The sequence below is a fragment of the Pigmentiphaga aceris genome (assembly GCF_008119665.1).
GTDB lineage: Bacteria > Pseudomonadota > Gammaproteobacteria > Burkholderiales > Burkholderiaceae_B > Pigmentiphaga > Pigmentiphaga aceris.
This window is the reverse complement of the sequence record NZ_CP043046.1, coordinates 5503554-5524056: the sequence shown is the minus strand read 5'-3', so window position 1 is coordinate 5524056 and position 20503 is coordinate 5503554. Positions and strand designations below refer to the sequence as shown.

The window sequence follows — 20503 nt, the reverse complement described above, 5'->3', positions numbered from 1 at the left end:
TCAAGCATTCACGGAGCACACCATGAGCCTGTTGCTGGCCGAGCGCCTGTCAACCGTCAAACCGTCGCCCAGCATGGCGGCCAAGGTCCGCGTCGACGCACTGCGTGCGGCCGGGCGTCGCATCATCGACTTCACGATTGGCGAACCCGATTTTCCGACGCCTGCGCACATTGTCGAGGCCGGTGCGCTTGCGTTGGCGCAAGGGCACACGCGTTACACCGCATCGGCGGGTACGCCTGCTCTGCGCAATGCGATTGCGGCCAAGTTGGCACGCGAAAACGGCTTTGTCGTGCCGCCTTCGCAAGTGGTGGTGGGATGCGGTGCCAAGCACATCATCTACAACGCGTTTGCCGCCACCTTGAATGAGGGCGACGAGGTCATCGTGCCGGCACCGTATTGGGTGTCCTATCCCGATATGGTTGCCATCAACGGGGGCAAGCCGGTGATCGTGACAGCGGGTGCCGACGCCGGGTTCAAGATGAGCGCCCAGGCATTGGCTGCCGCGATCACCCCGCGCACGCGCTGGGTGGTGCTCAACACACCCAACAATCCGACCGGTGCCGTGTATTCGCGCAGTGAGCTGGAAGCCTTGTGCGAGGTGCTGCGCGCCCATCCCCACGTCTGGCTGCTGACCGACGAAATCTACGAACACTTTGTGTATGGCGGTGCCCGCCACGTGGCACCGCTCGATGTGGCCCCCGACCTTGCCACGCGCACGCTGGTGGTCAACGGGCTGTCGAAGACCTATGCCTTCACCGGGTGGCGCATTGGTTTCGGCGCGGGTCCGAAGCCCTTGATCGATGCGATCACCTTGCTACTTTCACAAAGCACATCGTGCGCGTGTTCAGCCAGCCAGGCCGCAGCGGTGGCTGCGCTGGAAGGGCCGCAGCAGTGTGTAAGCGACGCGGTTGTGCGCTTTGCCGAGCGACGCGATCGCATCGTTGCCGGGCTGAATGCGATCGACGATTTTTCCTGCACGGCCCCCGACGGCGCGTTCTATGTCTTCCCGAGCGTAGCGGGGCTGCTGGGTCGTCGCACACCGGCTGGGGACGTACTGAACAACGATGTCGACGTGATGCGCTATCTGCTCGAACACGTAGGCGTCGCCACGATCGATGGCGCGTCTTACGGCTTGCCCTCACATCTTCGGCTGTCGTTTGCGACGTCTTTGGAAGAGATCGATGCCGGATGTCTTGCCATCGCAAACGCGGTCAAGGATTGCACGCGCTGATCGTGCACTGATCGTTCCCCTGCACTGCCAATAACAAACAGAAATCGGAGACAAACACCATGCGTCGATTCTTTTTTAGCGGAGCCACCGCACTTTGTCTGACCCTGTTCGGTCATGCGGCGTCGGCCGACCAGTTGGCCGACATCAAGGCAAAAGGCACTTTGGTATGCGGCACGCTGGGTACGGCCGAGCCGTTCAGTTTCCCGAACCCGCAAACCCGCGAGATTCAGGGCTACGACGTGGATTTCTGCAAGGCCATCGCAGACAGCCTGGGCGTGAAGCTTGAACTGCGTCTGGTGGCAGTGCCTGCCCGCATCACCGAGCTTCAACAGGGGCGTGTCGACATCCTGGCGGCCAACCTGGGTTGGACGTCGGAACGTGCCCAGCAGATCGCTTACAGCGACAGCTATTTCGCCAGCCTGCAAAAGGTGGCCGTGCGCCGCAATTCGGGCATCAAGACGCTCGATGAATTGGGCGGCAAGCGTGTCAGTGCCATCAAGGGGTCTACGTCCGAGATGGGCGTGCGCAAGGCGATTCCCACTGCCTCACCCGTCACCTTCCAGGATGCGCCTGCGGCCTTCCTGGCCTTGCAACTGAGCAAGGTCGACGGGCTGGCGCTTTCCGAGCTTGTGCTGGTCAAGTACAAGCAGCAGGCCGAGAACACCACGCCCATCGACATCGTCGAGAAGCCGCTGATGCTGGAGGCCTGGGGCATTGGCATGCGCAAGGACGAGGCCGCGTTGATCGAGCAGGTCAATGGCGCGCTTCGCAAACTGGATCAGTCGAACGCGGCCACCGCCATCTTCGACAAGTGGCTGGGTGCCAGCAGCCCATACGGCATGCGTCGTGAGTTTCAGATCGCACCCATCAAGGGCTGATAAAGATCTCGCAAGGCATGCGTGTGCGCTGCCTTGCGAATGCCGAGAACCGCGACCGGAAGCGTAGCGATGAAGCTGGATCTGGATTTCTCTGTGCTTGCCCGTGGCGACTATCCGCAATGGATCGTCCAGGGGGTGATCACCATGCTGGAACTCACCGCGTTGGCGTGGCTGCTGGCTGCGGTGTTGGGGACCGTGCTTGCCCTGTTGCGGATGACCGATAGCCGCCTTTGCAAAATGGCGGTTGCTGCCTATGTCGAGTACCACCAGAACGTGCCGATGCTGGTGCAGATTTTCCTGTGGTACTTCGGCATCCCCAGCCTGTTGCCAGAAAGTGTGCAGATGTGGGCCAACGCGGTCGGGGGTGAATTCATGTTCGCCGTCATTGCCGTGGGGCTGTGCATGGCTGCCTATCTGTCTGAGGATTTGCGGGGTGGCTTGCGCGCCATTCCGCGTGCGCAGTACGAGGCCTCACGGGCGCTGGGTCTGAGCTATCTGAACGCCGCGCGACTGGTGATTCTGCCGCAGGCCGCGCGCATTGCCTTGCCGACGATGGTCAACCACACCGTGCTCATTTTCAAGAACACCAGCCTGGCGATGGCGATCGGTGTGGCGGAACTCACTTACGTCACCCGCGAGATCGAGAGCCAATCATTTCGCACCATCGAGGTGTACCTGCTGTCCACGGTGATCTATCTGGCCGTCTCGCTGCTGATCATGGCGGGTGGCGCAGCACTTGAGCAACGCTACCGTATTCGGACTCGATGACATGAGCGACATTTTCTCGATTCTGCGGGACCACGGACTGTTGCTGCTGGTCGGCCAGTATCCGAACGGACCGATCGGTGGCCTGGCCTTGACCTTTGCGCTGTCGGTGCTGGGGATTGCGCTGGCGTTTCCGATCTCCGTTGTGATTGCACTGGCGCGCATGAGCCCCTTTGCATGGCTGCGCTGGCCTGCAACCACCTTGGTGTATCTGGTGCGTGGCGTGCCCTTGTTGATGTTCATCTTCTGGATCTACTTCTTCCTGCCGTTGCTGACCGGGCACGCGGTAAGTGGCTTCAGCACCATGCTGATCACGCTGGTGATCTATCAGGCGGCCTATCTGGCGGAAGTGGTCCGTGCCGGCATCGAAGGCTTGCCCAGCGGACAGGCCGAGGCCGCCCGTGCAGTGGGTCTGAGCTACGGGCAGACCATGCGCAAGGTGGTGCTGCCTCAGGCGCTCTACAACATGGTGCCAGCCATGCTGAGCCAGTTCGTATCCACCATCAAAGAGACCTCCCTGGGTTATGTGATCGGGGTGAACGAACTGACGTTTGCTGCCAGCCAGGTCAACAGCACGCTGCTGACAAAACCCTTCGAGGTCTACGCCATTCTGGCTGCGACCTACTTCATTCTGTGCTTTGCGCTGACGCAGCTTGCCCGGGAATTGGAGCGTCGCATTGCGCGTCGTCGAGCGGGTGTGGTCGCGCCGGTCAAGCCTGCATTGATCGTCGCGTCTGCCGTCAGTGACACACCCGCCCGATCCTGAACCGAGACACTCATGACTTCCAACACAAGCAAGCCACCGATGATTGCATTCAAACAGGTGAGCAAGTGGTATGGCGCTTACCAGGCCCTGGCCAACATCGATGCGCAGGTGGCGCGTGGCGAGGTGGTCGTGGTGTGCGGGCCATCGGGGTCGGGGAAGTCGACACTGATCCGCACGGTCAATCGACTGGAGTCGATCCAGGACGGCACGATCGAGTTCGATGGAAAGGACGTGAACGCGCCGGGCATCGACATCAACCGTTTCCGCAGCCAGGTGGGGTTTGTATTCCAGAGCTTCAATCTGTTCCCGCACTTGTCAGTGGCCGAGAACATTGCGCTTGCGCCCACCACCGTGCTGCGCAAGTCAAAACGGGAAGCGCGCGAGCGCGCGGTGGCGTTGCTGGATCGGGTAGGGCTGGCCGCAAAAGTGGATGCTTATCCCGGCCAGTTGTCGGGCGGCCAGCAGCAGCGTGTGGCCATCGCCCGTGCGCTTGCCATGGACCCACCCGCGATGCTGTTCGATGAGCCGACCAGCGCGCTTGATCCTGAAATGGTCGGTGAGGTCTTGCAGGTCATGAAGCAGCTCGCGCGCGAGGGTATGACCATGATGTGTGTGACCCATGAAATGGGATTCGCACGTGAAGTGGCGGACCGCGTCTGGTTCATGGATCACGGCGCTATTGTTGAAACCGGAAGTCCCGATGCGTTCTTCTCGACACCCCAAAGCGCGCGTGCGCAGAAGTTCCTGTCGGATCTGCGATCGCATTGATGCCGGCTGCCAAGGGCGATGCAGCCCGAGGCATGCTGGCGGCCAGTCGGTATTCGATTCCAGCGAAACAGGATATTACGGGGGTGGCCGGTACCAAGCGTGGTGGTGTACGTTTGGTGCCCGCCAGCCCCAGGGGCTGCGACTGCGACAGTGGGTTTCATCGCTGTCGTCCAGCAAATATCCTGCGCTGGTGTTGAATCAGAAGTTGATATTTGAATGCAAGTATTTGCATTTTTCATATTGAATCGGCTGGCACATCATGACTGTTTCCCGTCACCATCCGGCCTTGATCTGGGCTGGTACCCTGGCACTCGCTTTTCTGATTGCCTACGCTGCAAACCCTGTCGTCTCCACGCTGCTACTCGCGGCAGACCGGTGGGGCGGCATGCCACCGAGCGGCATGAAATTCATCAGTGTCGTTCAAGTCGTGGTGTTCGCGCTTTCATTGTTCTGGCTATTGCGCATGGCCAGACTGCAGCAGCGCATCGGCAACGGCTTGAAGACAGCAGGCATTCTGTTCCTGTTGTCCTTGCCCGCGATGATTGTGATCGCCATCGTTGAAAACACACAGGCAACCAGTGGCGATCACGGCAGTGCTGCGGCGGCTTTCTTCATGGTGCTCATTTTCGGTGGTGCTTACGGCGTCATCGGCGCTGCCTTGCTGATTGGCGGCATTGTGATTGCGCGTCGTGACAAGGCGCAGGCTGCCGGGGCTTGATGCTCTGATGCTGTTGGGTTCCAAGCAATAAATTTCAAAAGCACGTGTTATGCAGACTACTTCTACACAGACTATCGACAACGCGCTGTTCGATCATTTCAATACCGTGGTGCAAAGGCACTTTGCCCGCATGGTGGAAGCTCAGGCATCGCAGATTCTGACGGTTGCCACCGACGGGCTGTTTGATCTGTATCTGTCGGGTTTCGACGCGCGCAATCGGCAGGAGCACAACTGCGCGTGCTGCCGTCACTTCATCGAGCGTTTTGGTGGCTTGGTGCGTGTGGAAGATGACGGCGAGATCACGTCGGTCTTGTGGCCGTCGGATCACGATGGCGAGTATGGGCCGAGTGCGCGTTTGATGGCGACTCAAGTAAAGCAAGCCAGAATCACTGGCGTGTTCATGACCAATGCCACCGACCTGGGCTTGGCCACGAAGGGAGGCTGGTCGCATTTCTCGGTGCCGGTACCGACCGCCATGCGCAGGTCCATGAACAACGCGCGTCTGCGTGCCGCCGTCAGCCTGAAGTTGCAGGACTTGGGCACCTTGCAACGCGGTCTGGCTGACTTCAATGCGGACACGATCAATGCTGCCCTGGGCCTGCTGCGTTCAGAATCCTTGTATCGCAGTGAGAAGGTGCTGGGTGCTGGCGAGTGGCTGCACCAGGTGCGTACTCAGCATGACAGCACGCACGGTCGTCAACGCGATGCGCTGATGTGGCGGGCGGTTGCGTCGGCACCTGTCGGGTTCTGCACGCCGCGCAGTTCGATGATCGGCACCCTGCTGGAAGATATTGCCAGCGGCATGGCGTTTGACGATGTAAAGGCCCGCTTTGCCGCGAAGATGCATCCACTGCAATATCAGCGGCCGCAGGTGGCAGCGACTGCCGGCAACATTGCGCAAGGCGAGAAGGTCATTGCGGAATTGGGGCTGGAGCCAAGCCTGGCGCGCCGCTTTGCCAAGCTGGATGAGATACAGACGATATGGCAGCCTGCCGATAAACCTGCGGCATCGGGCAAGGGCGTGTTCGGTCACCTGATTCCGAAAGGCAAGACACAACCTGCCGCGATGACGAGTGATGCGGGCGTGATCACCTGGGCAAAGTTCCAGCGCACAGTGCTGCCCACTGCCGAGCAGATCGAGTTCCTGCTGAGCGACAACATGAACTGGTGCGCGCTGCTGACTGCGGTGAATGCAGATGCGCCGCCGATCCTGCAATGGGACAGCAACAGCGTTCGCAATCCGGTGTCTTGGTACGTGTATCACAACGGTTCGCCGTCGTCGCAGTGGGGCATGCCGTCTGAGGGTTACCGCAAGGTGACTGCGGTGACGCTTCAGCCGTCGATGTGGAACGGCGGCCACGAGTACCAGGGCAAGAGCGTGATTTTCATCATTGATGGTGCCGTGGATTCCAGCGAACCGGGCTTGAGTCTGTTCCCTGAAATTCTGCGGTCCGAGCTGTATCCGATCCGGGCGACGATCGAGGCCTACTCGAAAGCCGGTGCGTTGCAGGGGCGGGAGTCGGCATCGGCGTGCGGCATTCGCATCAGTGGAAACAGCGCGGGTAACCGGGTGCGTGTGACCAGTTCGACCGGGGTGATGGAATACACGATCGATCGTTGGGATTGAGCCTGACGATCAGTGCGGCGGTACGCCCTGACTCAGGGTGGCAAACGCAAGCGCAAGGCCTTGGGGGGTTATATCCAGCCTTGCGGATCGGCAGAACAAGTATGTGAAACGCTCAAGTAAACTGGTGCCCTCAGTTCGCTAGATTGACGCTGCGAACGATCAGGACTTCATGCGCTGTTTCTCCTTCCTGCTGTGCTTCGCATTGCTCATCGCACAACTCGGCTTTCCAGTCGGGGCGATGGCGGCTGCCTGGCAAAAGGGTGATGCGGTCACGCTGGCGCATGTCCAGACAGACGCTGAAGCCGCTTCAAGCGGTATTCAGTGCGAAGCATTCGGGCTTGCTGCCTGCACGCTGGGTGTGCAGTGCGATGCTTGCCAGCTGTGCCACGGTTGCCATGCTCCCGGTTTGCTGGCGAGTGAGCGTATCCAGCCGGTTGTAGTCCCCACGCGGCAAGCGCCGCCCACTTCTGCTGTCGGCTATCTCAGCGCCGACACGCCGCCCGACTTCAAGCCGCCAATCTTGTAATCCCGTTTTCTGGCGCGTGTGAGCGTGTGCTCGATTCCATCACGGTCGAATGCCGCATCACCTGCCCCAGTTGGCCGCCTGGTCTGAAGACCAGGCGGGATTACTGATTTTCCGAGCTTGGATGATGTCCCAATCACTCCCCCGGCAACCGGCGACACCTTCGCCGTCGTTGCCCGCAAACCCATGGTGGTCGTTCCTGTTGTTCAGCTGGCTGATCGCGTTGGTATCGACGCTTGGCGCGCTGTTTCTCAGCGAGCTGATGGACTTCACCCCTTGCGTGCTGTGCTGGTATCAGCGCATTGCCATGTTCCCGCTGGTGCTGATTCTGGGCATTGGCACCTACACCGATGATGTGCGCTGCATTCGCTACGCGCAGCCGCTGGCGGTCATTGGCTGGCTGCTGGCTGTTTATCACTGCCTGCTGTACATCGGCCTAATTCCGACCGGTTTGCAGCCCTGCGGGGCCGCCGGTTCCTGCGCAAAAGTCGATCTGCAATTGGCGGGGTTCATCACCATTCCGCTGCTTTCCCTGGTCGCGTTCTCTTTGATCGTGCTGCTTCTGTGGGCAGCCAAACGTAAGGCATCTTCATGACACGCAAGAAAACCGTTTTCATCCTCGCGGGCGCAGTGGTATTGCTCGCGTTCATCCTGGGGGTGTTCACCTACCAGCGTCAGCAGGCCAAGGCCCAGCAACAGCTTGCGCAGCAGAACAGCCCGGTATTCAACCGCAGTCATTCACCGACTTATGGGCCGTCTACGGCAAAGGTGAAGATCACCGAATTCTTCGACCCGGCGTGCGAAACCTGCCGCGCGTTTTATCCGATGGTGAAGAAGCTGGTCGATGCCGAGAAAGGCCGCGTGCAACTGGTGGTGCGCTTCGTGCCATTCCATCATGGGTCTGAATTGGCCGCCAAGATTCTGGTGGCGGCGCAGGCGCAGAACCTGTTCATTCCCGTGACGGAAATCGTGCTGAACAACCAGGACGCGTGGGCATCCCACAGCCGGCCTGAACCGGAACGCATCTGGGGCTTCTTGAAGGGCACGTCTTTTGATCTGGCCAAGGCCCGCGTCGATGTGGATGCGCCCGCCGTGAAGGCGGTGATCGATCAGGACATGGCCGATGCCAAGACCTTGAACGTGACCCGCACGCCCGGGTTCTTTGTGAACGGCAAACCGCTGGTGAACTTTGGCTATGCGCAGCTTGAGGAGTTGGTTCAACAGGAACTGCGGCTGGCGTATCCCGACTGATTTTTGCGGCCTGCGCACTTGCAGGCGTTGAATAATCGAATATTTTGATGGTGCCATTCTCTGGATGGCACCATTTTTTATTAATATTCGGGCTGATCTTTTGCTGCGTGCCTGTCCAGGCATAATCGGGCACTTGTTTTTGCATTTGCGGCAGTGCTGCAAATGACGCATTGTATTACCACGGCTATAAAAACCATCTATTTAAATGACGTTTCGGCGTCATCGCGCTGACACGCCTGAGGGCGGGCGTTGTTGCGTGTCTTCGGGCGGATTTTTTTAAACACGCTGGAAACCAGATTCTCTCTTTGCAGAATCGCGCAGAAGATTTCAGCGTTTCAAAGGCGTTGCGCTGACGCTATCAAACCCGGGAAGCAAGATATGACAGTGAACCTCATCCGAACCCTCGTTGCGGTCGTTTTTCTCGCTGGGCCTGCTGCCCATGCAGCGGAACCGCGCAGTCCGCAATATGTGACGGATCTGTTCTTCAAGACCTTGGTCGTCACCGACACCACCGCCATGACCGCACTGAACGATTACTTGCGCGCCAATCGTATTGCGGGCGGTTTCTCACCGAATTTCATCGACGTGGCCAAGATGGTGAACACCGACGAAATTTATCCGACCCAGTTGGCCGGGGTGTTTCTGAAGCAGCTGAGTCTGGATGATGCTGGCAAGAAGGCAATCGAACCCGATGTCATCGCCATGTTCCGCAGCCAGAAAGACGCGCAGAAGCGAACGGTTTGCACGTTTGGTGAGGCCGAACCCGTCACTGAGAAGATGGCCGAGCACAAGCTTGCCGTGAAGGTGGCCTTTGATTGCAAAGTGGCCAAGGTGCCCGAGAAGCTCAAGGCGTTCCTGCAGCGCACCGTGACTGAAAAGTGGTCTACCGTCGACCAGTATCGCCAGGGCATGGTCGAGATGCGCAAGGGCTTCGAGCAGGCAACCTTGACCCAGGAATGGAAAGGACATTTCCCACTGGTGGCGGCCAAGAAAGACATGATCTGGCAGAACATGTTCCCGCGCGAAACCTTCGACGCGAGCGAGTTCTTCTATTGATGTCTGATCGTTGATGCGCTGATCGAAACCACGCGCGTCGTGCCGCTTGCCAGGTGGACAAGCGTCGTGCTGATGGCGATCTTGGCAACGCGCCGTCGCCACGCTGCATGGGTTGGAACCTGGCCACCGCAGTATCCTGCCGATTGCTGTCATCGTTTGTTCCCGATAATGGTGGCAGCAAAAACGCTGACCTCATCCGCCCAGCTGTAATGGCAGAGGGATGCATCCGCAGAACCGATTTTTTCGACAGGACTGGCATGACTGACAAGACGCTCGACACACGCCCCGAAACAACTTTCGACCCGGCATTGCCTGCTGCTCGCTTGGCAAACGCCTCGCGCACCGGGGAACTGCTGACCGACTTGCCTGCGTCCGAGCGTCCGCCTTCGTTCGATGAGGCCTACATCGCGCAGTCTTTGATGGTGGCCGGGCTTGACGATCCGCAGGTGGGCTGGAAGATCGCGGGTGCGTCGCCGGCGGGTCTGCGCGGCGAGCTGCCCAATCCTGCGGTGACTGGATGTCTGACGCAGGCACGGGTGTTTCCGTCGGGCACGGTCGTTACGCTGCCGGCCGGTGCGAGCGCCACGCTGGAAACGGAAGTGGCGGTGCGCTTTTCGCGTGACGTGTCGCCGGCTGACGAGGACTTCGACGCGGCCACGATGATCGACAGCGCCTTTGTGGCGATCGAAGTGGTGTGCAGCCGCTTTGTCGATCGCAAGGCCGTGAGTTATCCCAGTTTCGTGGCAGATAACGCCGGGTTCCACGCGTTCATCCAGGGTGAGGCCGTGGCGTTTTCGCCAGATGCACGATTCGAAGATGAAGCCGGTATCTGGAAGGATGACGAGCGCCTGGGCGGGTCGCTGGCGGGTGACAAACGCACCCAGCCTTTCCTGTCGCTGACGTTCCTGTTCAGCGAACTTCGTCGTCGTGGCATCACTGTGCCCAAGGGGGCGATTGTCACGACCGGCACGCTGAGTGTGCCGTTCGACACCTCGCGGCCGGGCTATTACGAGGCGCGACTGGGGGCGGCGAAGGTGGGGGTGTCGCTGGTGTATTCGGCAGATTGATTCAGCTGGGTCATTCAGCAAGGTCATACGCCGGTGCATCGCGTCTGTCAGAAGGCAGATCAGACCAAGGATGTACCAGCGGCTGGATACTCCCCCCATGTATGTTCTATACTCCCTGTGAGTATATGTATAGGTGCATTCCTTGCCCCATAGTCCTGAAGAGAAAAAGCGTGCGTTGACGCGGGTGCGTCGTTTGCGCGGCCAGATCGACGCGCTTGAGCGGGCTCTGGAAAGCGGCGAGGCGTGTGGCCCGGTGCTGCAGCAGATCGCCGCCGTTCGTGGCGCAGTCAACGGTCTGATGGCGGGTGTGCTGGAAAGCCACCTGCGCGAGGAATTCCTGCCGCTGGGCGAAACCGATGCACAGCGGGCGTCGATCGACGATGCCGTGTCATTGGTGCGCTCCTACCTTCGCTGACTGATTCCTCGTCAGCCCCCTCTGTCCCTGAGTTATATCGGAATCATTTATGAAATCACGTGCAGCAGTAGCATTCGGCCCCGGCCAGCCTTTGAAAGTCGTCGAGATCGATGTGGCTCCCCCGCGCGCGGGCGAAGTCCTGATCAAGATCACCCACACGGGCGTCTGCCACACCGACGCGTTCACGATGTCGGGTGACGATCCGGAAGGCCTGTTCCCCGTCGTGCTGGGCCACGAAGGTGCCGGCATTGTGGTGGAAGTGGGCGAAGGCGTGACCAGCGTGGTGCCGGGTGACCACGTCATTCCGCTGTACACCGCAGAGTGCCGCGAGTGCCTGTTCTGCAAGTCCGGCAAGACCAATCTGTGTGTGGCCGTTCGCGCCACCCAGGGCAAGGGTGTGATGCCTGATGGCACCAGCCGCTTCTCGTACAACGGCGAGCCGCTGTATCACTACATGGGTTGCTCCACCTTCAGCGAATACACCGTGGTTGCCGAGGTGTCGCTGGCCAAGATCAACCCCGCTGCCAACCCCGAACACGTCTGCTTGCTGGGTTGCGGTGTGACCACGGGTATTGGCGCGGTACACAATACCGCCAAGGTGCAGCCGGGCGACACGGTGGCCGTGTTCGGTCTGGGCGGCATTGGTCTGGCCGTGATACAGGGCGCGCGTCAGGCGAAGGCCGGGCGCATCATTGCGATCGACACCAACCCGTCGAAGTTCGGTCTGGCCCAGGTCTTCGGTGCCACCGATTGCGTGAACCCCAACGACCATGAAAAGCCGATCCAGCAAGTGCTGGTGGAAATGACGGGCTGGGGCCTGGATCACACCTTCGAGTGCATCGGCAACGTCAACGTGATGCGCGCCGCACTGGAAAGCGCGCACCGTGGCTGGGGTCAGTCGATTGTGATCGGCGTGGCCGGCGCGGGTCAGGAAATCTCGACGCGTCCGTTCCAGCTGGTCACCGGCCGTACCTGGAAGGGCTCGGCGTTTGGCGGCGTGAAGGGTCGCTCCGAGCTGCCCGGCATGGTTGAAGACGCGATGGAAGACAAGATCCAGCTGGCACCGTTCGTGACGCACACCATGCCGCTGGAACAGATCAACGATGCCTTCGATCTGATGCACGAAGGCAAGTCGATTCGTAGCGTCGTCCACTATTAAGGACGTATCGGACAAGGTATTGGACGAAGCAGGTATCGGCGTGTAGATCGGTTTGATTGAGTCGATCTACACGGTTGATGACGATGCCCACAATCTTTCGGATTGTGGGCATTTTTGCTTTTGTGCTGTTCGACCCGATGCCTGCATCGCTTACCCCGCGCATGAATATCGACGCCCGTATTTCGGCTTGATGCCATCCGCAGAATGTTGTCGAAGAGCGACAGAAATATCCGTGTCAGAACCGCTAAAACGCAGAAAAGCAGGGTGTTCTCCCACCAGTTCGCGCGTGCTCTGTAACGCTCGTGAACGGCTCTGGCGGGCCGGTGCAGATGTGATAGTTTGTTGCTGCGGGGTGTCCGATTGGTAGTCCTGCCACGGCAATATCTGTGCACCGTGCTTGTCGGCCAAGGGGGCTTCTTCCTGGCGATTTGACGATGCGTCGGGCTTGCTGAACGAACAAAAACCGGCTTGAGCGGCGGCGATTCTCATAGCGTTTGCTGCGCTCCAGGTCATCCGTCGGCACGTGTATCGAGATTCGGCCAATGTTTTTCAATCGACGTTTGAAGCAAGAAGTTGAGACGCTCAAAGAAGAGCTGTCATCCATGTTGCAGGTGCGTGAAAGCCTGGACAACGAGATGCTGTTCATCAGCCTCGATCCGCAGGGAAAACTGGTTTCCGCCAACAAGAACTTCGAACGGGAAATGGGTCATTCCGCCGACCGCTTGATTGGCCGCGAGCTGGTCGATCTGGTGCCAAGCACCGAGCGCAATACCGAACATTTCGAGCGCATGCGCAGCGCGATCCGTGAAGGAAAGCACTGGGCCGGTGCATTGCAGATCGAACGAGGTGATTCGGGTGAATCGTGGTTGCGGGCGATCTTGCAACCGGTTCGCGGACATGGCGGGCAGGTCAGGAGCATCTCGGTCTACGCCAGCGATCTGACCCGGACGATCGAAAGCGCGCGCGAACACGAAAACCTGATTGAAGCCCTGCAGCGATCGACGGCCGTCATTGAATTCAACCTGGCTGGCGAGGTACTGACCGCGAACGACCGCTTCCTGAAGGCAATGGGCTATACCCAGAACCAGATCATCGGCAAGCACCACCGCATGTTCTGCGATCCGGAAGAGGCGAACTCTGCGAAGTATCAGCAGTTCTGGGAAAAACTTCGCCGTGGTGAATTCGTGGCAGACCGCTTCAAGCGCGTCGATGGTCACGGCAACACGGTCTGGCTCGAAGCCAGCTACAACCCGATTTCCGATACCCACAATCGCCTGTACAAGGTCGTGAAGTTCGCAACCGTCGTCACCGATCAGGTGAACCACGAACTGGCCGTTGTTGAAGCGGCGGACATTGCCTACAGCACCTCGCAGAACACCGATGCCGCAGCCAAGCGGGGCAGCAGCGTGGTACAGGAAACCGTCGATGTGATGCGCGCACTGGCCGATGAGATGGAAGCTGCTGCGCAAGGTATTGCGGCGCTGGATCGCCAGTCGCAGATTATCGGCACCATCATCAAGAGCATCAGCGGCATTGCGAACCAGACCAATCTGCTGGCGCTGAACGCGGCGATCGAAGCAGCGCGCGCGGGTGAGCAGGGCCGTGGATTTGCCGTGGTGGCAGACGAAGTGCGTCAGCTGGCCTCGCGTACCACCCAGGCCACGGAAGAAATCGTGGGTGTCGTATTGCAGAACCAGAAGTTGGCCGAACAGGCGGTGGACATCATCGAAAAGGGCAAGCTGCAGGCGCAGCAGGGGCTTGAGCTGTCGGCGCAAGCGGGCGAAGTGATTGTCGACATTCAGGATGGTGCGCAGAAGGTTGTCAGTGCTGTCGGCCAGTTCGCGAACAAGCTGTCCACCTGATGCAATTGCGCAGCCTTGCGCGGATTAGTCAAGGTCAATCATTCGCAGTTTTGCGATTGTCCGGGCCGGTGAAATAGTCCAATCTGGCGCATACCACTTCTGGTTTTCAGAGCGACCATGTCATCCCCGACTTCCCCTTCGCCCGCAACCGACATGTCGGCCGACGAGGCGCGTATTCGCATCGAACTGGCGGCACTGTATCGCCTGATCGCGCATTTCCGCATGACCGATCTGATCGACACGCACATCACGGCCAAGCTGCCGGGCGAGCATCCCACCTTCCTGATCAATCGCTACGGCGTGCTGTTCGAGAAGATGCGGGCGTCGGACCTGGTGAAGATCGATCATGTGGGCAAGGTCATCGACCCGCGTGCAGAGTCCGATCCGTCGCGCTTTCGGGTCAACGCGGCGGGGTTCACGATTCATTCCGCCGTGCACATGGCGCGCCCGGACCTGAGTTTCGTGATCCATACCCATACCGCTGCCGGCATCGCCGTGTCGGCGATGGAAGATGGCCTGATGCCGATCAGCCAGCACGCGCTGAAGTTCTACGGCAAACTGGGCTATCACGACTACGAAGGCATTGCGCTGAACCCGGCCGAGAAGGTCCGGCTGGTCAATGACCTGGGGCCGCACAAGGCGATGATCCTGCGCAATCATGGCCTGCTCGTGGGGGGCGGCAATGTGGCCGAGGCTTTCCACGAAATCTATTTTCTTGAACGTGCCTGCCAGGCGCAGGTTCAGGCACTGTCAGGTGGCGTGAAGCTGCGCTTGCCCTCGGAAGCGGTTCGCCAATTGACGGCCTCGCAGTTCAACCGCGAAGAATCGCCCGAGATCATGCAGATGGCCTGGAAGGCCGCCTTGCAGTTGATCGAATCGTCCGACAACGATTACCGGTCTTGAAAGGGGCGAACGCTTGTCTACTCGTCAGTGTGGTGCCACGGCAAGGGTGACAACGGTTCTGTCACACTCGCGCGGTCTGCGTTTTATTGAAACTTCATGTATTTCGCGTGCCAGAGGGGCAGGGGCTTGGCGGATGATCTGCTTCCCATCTTTATGGCTGCGTCGTCAGATTTTGTCGGTTGACCGACATTCCCGCGACGCCCAAGATCGGGGCATTGAACAACCAAGCCATCGTGTCGACAGCGGTCGTACAGGTGGTGTTGCCGGATGAGCGATATGCCGAACGTTCCGGACATACTGGTGGTTGGTGGTGGCATCGTAGGGCTGTCCATTGCCTATGGCGCTGCTCGCCAGGGTGCACAGGTTGCCGTGCTCGACGAAAGCGAGCTGGAGGCAGACCCGTCGCACAGCAATTCTTCGCTGATCTGGGTTCAGGGCAAAGCAGCGGGCGGGCCTGCACAGGCACGCTGGCGCCGTGAATCGGTCAGACAGTGGTCGCGCTTTGATCGCGCATTGTGTGATGAGGCCGGGATTGGGCCGCTGTTGCAGCAGCCCGGCGGATTTTTCTTCTGTTTTTCCGACGAAGACCTGCAACGTCGCGGCCAGCTGATGCAAGCGCTGCAAGACAGCGTGGATGGCGACTATCCGTTCGAGATGCTGGACCGGCAATCGCTGAAGGCTCGACTGCCCGAGATCGGACCCGAGGTCGTGGGTGCGAGCTTCACGGCCATGGATGGCCAGGTCGACCCTGCTGAACTGTTGCGCGCATTGCGTATCTGCTGCCAGCAGCGTGGCGTGGTGATTCACCAGGATCAGCACGTGGGGTCGATCCGTCATCTGCAGGGTACTTTCCAACTTCGCACGGCCACCAGTGTGTGGCGGGCGCGCAAGATCGTGCTGGCCGCCGGGCTGGACAATCGACGCCTGGCCGCCCATGTCGGCATGTTGATGCCTGTGTTCCGGCAGCGTGGCGGTCGCGTGCTGCTGAGCCAGCCGATTGCGCCGTTCCTGCCTTATCCGACCAACACGGTGCGCCAATTCAATGACGGCAGCATCTGCTTTGGTGATGCGGTGGAAGATGCCGGCTTGGCGGGTGCATCGCTGGATTCGATGGGTGAGATGGTGCTGCAAGGCTTGCGCACCTTCCCGCACCTGGGACGCGTACATCTGACCCACAGCTGGCAGGCCCCCAGAATCGGCGCACCGGACGGGTCACCGGTATGGCAGGCATCGCAGCGTTGCCCGGGTGCGTACGTGGTCACCGGTGAAAGCAGTGTGACGCTGGCAGCAGCGCATGCCATGCGCCTGGCCCCCTGGATCGTTGACAGAAGCTTGTCCGACACGCAGGAAGTAACGGTTGGCGATGCCGTGCTCGATGCCGGCTTGGTGACGCAGAGCATGGCACCGACAGTCCCGTTCCTGACGCTCGACAAGACGACGCGAACCGTGTTTCCCGTGTTGCCCTGACGGGCGAATCCCAGGTTTTTTCACGGGTCTTTCGACCCGTGATGCATGGCCTTTCGGCATCGTTGCAACGCAGCGCAACATGGCCGCAACGCATTGTCAGAACACGTCAGACTCCCTGCCCGAACCCCGACTTAGACTTGTTTTCACGCGCATGAATCCTCGTGTCGGGGATAGCGCGTTGCTGCGATGTCGCCAGCAACGTGCGCATCGCGCTCAAGTGGTCAGGGGACTCTATGTTCGGAAATACGGGCAAGCGCAAGATCGAAGATCTGCAGGTCAAGGTTCAACGCCAACACGCGGTTCGTACTGCGCTGGATCGCTCTACAGCGGTGATTGAATTCGATCTGACCGGTTGCGTCACGGCCGCCAACGAGAACGTGGCGCATGCCTTGGGTTACGAGCATGGCGACGACTTGATCGGCAAGCGCCATCATGAATTCTGCGACAAGGACTATGCGGCCAGCGCCGAGTACACCGAGTTCTGGGCTGCACTGCGCCGGGGTGAGTTCTATGCTGGCCGTGTGCGCCGCGTGACACGCGACGGCAGCTACCTGTGGCTTGAAGCCACCTACAACCCCTTGCTTGATGCTGCGGGTAACGTGGTTGGCGTGATCAAGTTTGCCACCGATATTACGGCGCGTGTGAAGGCTGAAGCAGCCACCAAGGCACGTCTGTCGGCAATTACCCGGTCGATGGCCGTGATCGAATTCACGGCCGACGGCGTGATTGTGGATGCGAACGAAAACTTCCTGGCGGCTACCGGTTATTCGCTTGAACAGGTGGTGGGTGCCCATCACCGTATCTTCTGCAACGAGGCCTATGCCCGCAGCCCTGAATACGCCACCTTGTGGCAACAGCTGAAGCAAGGCGAGTTCTATTCCGGGCGCATCCAGCGCATTCGCAGCGATGGTTCCACGTGCTGGCTGCAGGCCAGCTACAACCCGGTGCTGGATTGTTCCGGGCGCGTGGTGTCGGTGATCAAGTTCGCCTACGACGTCAGCAATCAGGTGATCCAGGAGGCGCAGAACGCCGAAAGCGCCAAGCTGGCCTACCAGACCTCGCAGGAATCGGAATCCCTGTACGCCGATGGCGTCAGCAGCATCAACCAGACTGCCGACGAGATCCGGCACATGGCCGAACGCATCGAAGAAGCCAGCGTGAACATCCAGACCCTGGGGGCGAACTCGGCACGCATCACGGCAATCGTGCAGACCATTCGCGCCATTGCCGATCGTACCAATCTGCTGGCCTTGAATGCAGCGATCGAAGCGGCGCGCGCAGGGGAGCACGGCCGGGGCTTTGCGGTGGTGGCCGATGAAGTACGCAACCTGGCAGAGCGCACCAGTTCATCGACCAGCGAGATTGCCCGGGTGGTGAAAGACACCCAGCAACTGACGCAGGACGCGGTCAAGCACATCGAAGATATTTTGCAGGACGCTCGCCACAGCGTGTCCTTGACGCAGGATGCGCGGGACAAAGTGCTGCGCATCAAGGACGAAGCGCAGGCGGTCTTGTCGGCGATTGGCAAGTACGCAGCGGCGATGCCTGCACCGGTGGCGGCGCTGGTGTGAATATGGGAAGCATGGCGCTGCGATGATGGGGGTTCAGCACGCAGCGTCTGGTTCCCGTGGTGCGTAACGACCTCCCATCAAGTCATCAGCCTTCAGGGCTTGCAGCACACGTCAGCTTTCTGCACGCTGGTTATTCAGATGACGGGTAGTCCACGTAGCCTTTATCCGTACCACCGTAGAACGTGCTGGGATCTGCCTGGCTGAGCGGGGTATCGGTCCGGTAGCGCGCCACCAGATCCGGGTTTGCGATGAACGGCACGCCGAATGAAATGAGGTTTGCTTCATGCAAACTTAATGCGCGTTCTGCTACTTCTTTGGTGTAGCCCCCATTAAGGATAAATGGGCCGGTGAAGATCTTGCGCAGAGCGGGCGCTATCGGCCCCTTGCTTTCTTTAGGGGCCATGAAATGGCCAGGCAGCGCCTCCATCACATGCAGGTACGCCAGCCCGAAGCGTTCAAGCTGCCCAGTCAGATAGCTGAAGGTAGCCAGTGGGTCCGCATCTGAGATTCCGCCCAGGTTCGCACTCGGGGACATCTTGTAGCCCACGCGGTCGGCTCCAAACACATCTACTGCGGCCTGCACCACTTCAAGTGCAAAGCGGGCGCGATTCTCAAGGCTGCCGCCGTATTCGTCTGTACGCAGGTTCGTGCCGCTTTGCAGGAACTGGTCGATGAGGAAGCCGTTGGCACCGTGGACTTCAACGCCGTCGAAGCCAGCGGCTTGAGCATTCTTGGCTGCTTGGCGGAAGTCCTCCACGATGGCTTTCACCTCGTGGGTGTCGAGGGCGCGAGGCGTAGGCACCTCTTCCATGCCGTTGCCCGTGAAGGCGGTGGCCGTGGGCTTCACGGCGGAAGGTGCCACCGGCAGGGCTCCGTTGTGAAAGTACGGATGTGAGATGGCTCCCACGTGCCATAGCTGAAGGAAGATGCGGCCGCCGGCAGCATGAACCGCTTCAGTGACCAGCTTCCAGCCTGCCACCTGCTCGGCCGAGTGGATACCGGGCGTGTCAATGTAGCCCACTGCCTGGGCGGAAATTTGGGAGCCTTCGCTGATGATCAGACCTGCGGTGGCTCGCTGCGCGTAGTAGATCGCAGTGGACGGGGTCGGTACATTGCCAGGGCGCTGGGCGCGACTGCGCGTCATCGGTGCCATGATGATGCGGTTGGGAAGCGTCAGGGCACCGACTTGGAAGGGCGTGAAAAGCATGGAAGCGCTCATGGCGTTCAATTCTTGGCGTGAGTCAAGCCATGACTCTAGGTTTACACTTCCCTTTTTGGAAGTACCTACCCCAGAGTGTGTGATATGACTGCCATCAAAGAACGCTCCACTGTCCAGAAAAACAAGAAGTCTGTGCTTGAGGTCTGTCCCGTTACGTATGTGATGGAGCGCATTGGTGGGTATTGGAAGCCGGTCATCATCTACGAGCTGTCGTTTGGCGACATGCGCTATAGCGAACTTCGCAGGCGCATGCCTGGCATTACTGAGAAAGTATTCATTCAGCAGCTCAAACAACTGGAGGCTGATGGTCTGCTGACGCGCGAAGCCAGACCGGTCGTGCCGCCCTATGTCACTTACAGCCTCACGTTGGCAGGCCGGGACATGCTGCCGGTGATGCGAGCCATGGTGGAGTGGGCCGAGAAGAACATGATTCAGTCAGACGGTAATGACGGAATCTCCGCTCAACCCCCCTTGCGTGTTCCCGCCTGACCTGATCAGCTGTGCCGCAATTCAAATGGATGAGCCCGATTGGTCAGCGGCTACCAGACACGCTTCTTTTTTAGCAATTAAGACTAATAGGACGTTATCCACAAGATTCTCCAATCGCCCCCCTTCTCCGGGGCGATCAGGGCTGTCCGACAGGTAGATCAACAATGCAACGGTTGTATCTGTCAACGCCGCCAGTTCGGGTTCAGTGAGTGGCAGGGAGCCTTCCTCAAGGGCTCGTTGGGCGATCCCCTCCAATTCGCGCCGGATAAACGCGACAAACCGTGCCCGCAAGATCGCACCCAGCGCCAGTGAGGACTTGGCGGCTTCTATTGCGACCTTCAACAGGTGGGGCCGATCAGCGCATGCACTTGCATGCATTAGCAGCGCCAACAAATCATCTCTTGCGGATGTGCCCGGATAGGCTGGTGCAGCCGCGAACCCGATGGTCGAGACGGCGTCCGCCACCAGTTCAGGCTTGGCAGTCCAGCGGCGATAGAGGGTCGCTTTGGATACCCCGGCACGAACGGCTACCTCTGACATCGTCAGCGCGTCGTACCCACGCTCGCCAAGCAGGGCGAGCGTCGCAGCAATGATGAGATCGTCACGACCGACATCCTGCTGACGGCCCCGTGCGGCCGCAGCTTTACGGTACAGGGGGCCCGCAGTCTGCCCCTCTTCCACACGCACTTCGGTGGTCATTGTTCGGCTCCATATCTATTGCGAAACCACATGGTTTCGAAACGGTGTAGTATCGAATTTTACCTTGCT

Annotated in this window: 22 protein-coding genes; 19 read left to right on the top strand and 3 right to left on the bottom strand. The window is 59.7% G+C overall.

Annotation, left to right across the window (positions count from 1 at the left end):
- Positions 1–22 precede the first annotated feature (22 nt).
- The 14 genes from FXN63_RS23765 (at position 23) to FXN63_RS23700 (ending at position 12224) form a co-directional block, all read left to right on the top strand.
- Positions 23–1231 (top strand): pyridoxal phosphate-dependent aminotransferase, encoded by a 1209-nt coding sequence (locus FXN63_RS23765; RefSeq protein ID WP_148817987.1) that lies wholly within the window; start codon positions 23–25, stop codon positions 1229–1231.
- Between the two features lie 59 nt (positions 1232–1290).
- Positions 1291–2109: an ABC transporter substrate-binding protein gene (locus tag FXN63_RS23760; protein ID WP_148817986.1), complete on the top strand. Its 819-nt coding sequence runs from the start codon at positions 1291–1293 to the stop codon at positions 2107–2109.
- Positions 2110–2178: 69 nt separating this feature from the next.
- Entirely contained in the window at positions 2179–2877 is a 699-nt protein-coding gene (locus FXN63_RS23755; RefSeq protein ID WP_148817985.1) for an amino acid ABC transporter permease, read from the top strand.
- Between the two features lies 1 nt (position 2878).
- Complete coding sequence (locus tag FXN63_RS23750; RefSeq protein WP_148817984.1) at positions 2879–3640, top strand: amino acid ABC transporter permease; 762 nt, start codon at positions 2879–2881, stop codon at positions 3638–3640.
- Positions 3641–3679: 39 nt separating this feature from the next.
- Positions 3680–4408, top strand: coding sequence for an amino acid ABC transporter ATP-binding protein (locus FXN63_RS23745; RefSeq protein ID WP_148819770.1), 729 nt, complete (start codon positions 3680–3682; stop codon positions 4406–4408).
- A 259-nt stretch (positions 4409–4667) separates the two neighbouring features.
- On the top strand, positions 4668–5126 hold the full coding sequence (locus FXN63_RS23740) for a hypothetical protein (protein ID WP_148817983.1): 459 nt from the start codon (positions 4668–4670) through the stop codon (positions 5124–5126).
- Positions 5127–5175: 49 nt separating this feature from the next.
- A complete protein-coding gene (locus FXN63_RS23735) occupies positions 5176–6753 on the top strand; it encodes a hypothetical protein (protein WP_148817982.1) in 1578 nt (525 codons plus the stop codon).
- Positions 6754–6922: 169 nt separating this feature from the next.
- Complete coding sequence (locus tag FXN63_RS23730) at positions 6923–7279, top strand: hypothetical protein (RefSeq protein ID WP_148817981.1); 357 nt, start codon at positions 6923–6925, stop codon at positions 7277–7279.
- A gap of 121 nt (positions 7280–7400) precedes the next feature.
- Entirely contained in the window at positions 7401–7871 is a 471-nt protein-coding gene (locus tag FXN63_RS23725) for a disulfide bond formation protein B (RefSeq protein WP_246164958.1), read from the top strand.
- Positions 7868–8527 carry a DsbA family protein gene (locus FXN63_RS23720; protein WP_148817980.1) on the top strand — a complete coding sequence of 220 codons (660 nt, stop codon included), beginning with the start codon at positions 7868–7870 and terminating at the stop codon, positions 8525–8527. The genes FXN63_RS23725 and FXN63_RS23720 overlap by 4 nt, the downstream gene beginning before the upstream one ends.
- Positions 8528–8776: 249 nt before the next feature.
- Complete coding sequence (locus FXN63_RS23715; RefSeq protein ID WP_148817979.1) at positions 8777–9583, top strand: hypothetical protein; 807 nt, start codon at positions 8777–8779, stop codon at positions 9581–9583.
- Between the two features lie 257 nt (positions 9584–9840).
- Positions 9841–10650 carry a hydratase gene (locus tag FXN63_RS23710; RefSeq protein WP_148817978.1) on the top strand — a complete coding sequence of 270 codons (810 nt, stop codon included), beginning with the start codon at positions 9841–9843 and terminating at the stop codon, positions 10648–10650.
- A 142-nt stretch (positions 10651–10792) separates the two neighbouring features.
- A complete protein-coding gene (frmR, locus tag FXN63_RS23705) occupies positions 10793–11065 on the top strand; it encodes a formaldehyde-responsive transcriptional repressor FrmR (RefSeq protein ID WP_148817977.1) in 273 nt (90 codons plus the stop codon).
- 49 nt (positions 11066–11114) lie between these two features.
- Entirely contained in the window at positions 11115–12224 is a 1110-nt protein-coding gene (locus FXN63_RS23700) for an S-(hydroxymethyl)glutathione dehydrogenase/class III alcohol dehydrogenase (RefSeq protein ID WP_148817976.1), read from the top strand.
- A gap of 150 nt (positions 12225–12374) precedes the next feature.
- Here the strand turns inward: FXN63_RS23700 and FXN63_RS23695 are convergent, their stop codons facing one another.
- Positions 12375–12713 (bottom strand): hypothetical protein, encoded by a 339-nt coding sequence (locus FXN63_RS23695; protein WP_148817975.1) that lies wholly within the window; start codon positions 12711–12713, stop codon positions 12375–12377.
- Positions 12714–12784: 71 nt separating this feature from the next.
- Here FXN63_RS23695 and FXN63_RS27310 point away from each other — a divergent pair, with 71 nt between their 5' ends.
- The 4 genes from FXN63_RS27310 to FXN63_RS27305 all read left to right on the top strand — a co-directional run bounded on the left by FXN63_RS27310 (position 12785) and on the right by FXN63_RS27305 (position 18027).
- Complete coding sequence (locus FXN63_RS27310; protein ID WP_222863962.1) at positions 12785–14086, top strand: methyl-accepting chemotaxis protein; 1302 nt, start codon at positions 12785–12787, stop codon at positions 14084–14086.
- Between the two features lie 117 nt (positions 14087–14203).
- Positions 14204–14989 (top strand): class II aldolase/adducin family protein, encoded by a 786-nt coding sequence (locus FXN63_RS23685; protein ID WP_148817973.1) that lies wholly within the window; start codon positions 14204–14206, stop codon positions 14987–14989.
- Between the two features lie 276 nt (positions 14990–15265).
- On the top strand, positions 15266–16456 hold the full coding sequence (locus tag FXN63_RS23680) for an NAD(P)/FAD-dependent oxidoreductase (protein WP_187395010.1): 1191 nt from the start codon (positions 15266–15268) through the stop codon (positions 16454–16456).
- Between the two features lie 233 nt (positions 16457–16689).
- Entirely contained in the window at positions 16690–18027 is a 1338-nt protein-coding gene (locus tag FXN63_RS27305; protein ID WP_148817971.1) for a methyl-accepting chemotaxis protein, read from the top strand.
- A 130-nt stretch (positions 18028–18157) separates the two neighbouring features.
- On the opposite strand, the gene FXN63_RS23670 is transcribed toward FXN63_RS27305, so the two are convergent.
- On the bottom strand, positions 18158–19246 hold the full coding sequence (locus FXN63_RS23670; protein WP_148817970.1) for an alkene reductase: 1089 nt from the start codon (positions 19244–19246) through the stop codon (positions 18158–18160).
- Between the two features lie 84 nt (positions 19247–19330).
- Between FXN63_RS23670 and FXN63_RS23665 the strand changes: the two genes are divergently transcribed.
- Positions 19331–19735, top strand: coding sequence for a winged helix-turn-helix transcriptional regulator (locus FXN63_RS23665; protein WP_148817969.1), 405 nt, complete (start codon positions 19331–19333; stop codon positions 19733–19735).
- A 21-nt stretch (positions 19736–19756) separates the two neighbouring features.
- On the opposite strand, the gene FXN63_RS23660 is transcribed toward FXN63_RS23665, so the two are convergent.
- Positions 19757–20434, bottom strand: coding sequence for a TetR/AcrR family transcriptional regulator (locus FXN63_RS23660; RefSeq protein WP_148817968.1), 678 nt, complete (start codon positions 20432–20434; stop codon positions 19757–19759).
- Between the last annotated feature and the right edge of the window lie 69 nt (positions 20435–20503).

What these genes read in the sequence shown, in the direction of transcription:
- FXN63_RS23765 (WP_148817987.1), top strand. Translation starts at nt 23, where the DNA reads ATGAGCCTGTTGCTGGCCGAGCGCCTGTCAACCGTCAAACCGTCGCCC.
- FXN63_RS23760 (WP_148817986.1), top strand. Translation starts at nt 1,291, where the DNA reads ATGCGTCGATTCTTTTTTAGCGGAGCCACCGCACTTTGTCTGACCCTG.
- FXN63_RS23755 (WP_148817985.1), top strand. Translation starts at nt 2,179, where the DNA reads ATGAAGCTGGATCTGGATTTCTCTGTGCTTGCCCGTGGCGACTATCCG.
- FXN63_RS23750 (WP_148817984.1), top strand. Translation starts at nt 2,879, where the DNA reads ATGAGCGACATTTTCTCGATTCTGCGGGACCACGGACTGTTGCTGCTG.
- FXN63_RS23745 (WP_148819770.1), top strand. Translation starts at nt 3,680, where the DNA reads ATGATTGCATTCAAACAGGTGAGCAAGTGGTATGGCGCTTACCAGGCC.
- FXN63_RS23740 (WP_148817983.1), top strand. Translation starts at nt 4,668, where the DNA reads ATGACTGTTTCCCGTCACCATCCGGCCTTGATCTGGGCTGGTACCCTG.
- FXN63_RS23735 (WP_148817982.1), top strand. Translation starts at nt 5,176, where the DNA reads ATGCAGACTACTTCTACACAGACTATCGACAACGCGCTGTTCGATCAT.
- FXN63_RS23730 (WP_148817981.1), top strand. Translation starts at nt 6,923, where the DNA reads ATGCGCTGTTTCTCCTTCCTGCTGTGCTTCGCATTGCTCATCGCACAA.
- FXN63_RS23725 (WP_246164958.1), top strand. Translation starts at nt 7,401, where the DNA reads ATGATGTCCCAATCACTCCCCCGGCAACCGGCGACACCTTCGCCGTCG.
- FXN63_RS23720 (WP_148817980.1), top strand. Translation starts at nt 7,868, where the DNA reads ATGACACGCAAGAAAACCGTTTTCATCCTCGCGGGCGCAGTGGTATTG.
- FXN63_RS23710 (WP_148817978.1), top strand. Translation starts at nt 9,841, where the DNA reads ATGACTGACAAGACGCTCGACACACGCCCCGAAACAACTTTCGACCCG.
- FXN63_RS23700 (WP_148817976.1), top strand. Translation starts at nt 11,115, where the DNA reads ATGAAATCACGTGCAGCAGTAGCATTCGGCCCCGGCCAGCCTTTGAAA.
- FXN63_RS23695 (WP_148817975.1), bottom strand. Translation starts at nt 12,713, where the DNA reads ATGAGAATCGCCGCCGCTCAAGCCGGTTTTTGTTCGTTCAGCAAGCCC.
- FXN63_RS23685 (WP_148817973.1), top strand. Translation starts at nt 14,204, where the DNA reads ATGTCATCCCCGACTTCCCCTTCGCCCGCAACCGACATGTCGGCCGAC.
- FXN63_RS23680 (WP_187395010.1), top strand. Translation starts at nt 15,266, where the DNA reads ATGCCGAACGTTCCGGACATACTGGTGGTTGGTGGTGGCATCGTAGGG.
- FXN63_RS27305 (WP_148817971.1), top strand. Translation starts at nt 16,690, where the DNA reads ATGTTCGGAAATACGGGCAAGCGCAAGATCGAAGATCTGCAGGTCAAG.
- FXN63_RS23670 (WP_148817970.1), bottom strand. Translation starts at nt 19,246, where the DNA reads ATGAGCGCTTCCATGCTTTTCACGCCCTTCCAAGTCGGTGCCCTGACG.
- FXN63_RS23665 (WP_148817969.1), top strand. Translation starts at nt 19,331, where the DNA reads ATGACTGCCATCAAAGAACGCTCCACTGTCCAGAAAAACAAGAAGTCT.
- FXN63_RS23660 (WP_148817968.1), bottom strand. Translation starts at nt 20,434, where the DNA reads ATGACCACCGAAGTGCGTGTGGAAGAGGGGCAGACTGCGGGCCCCCTG.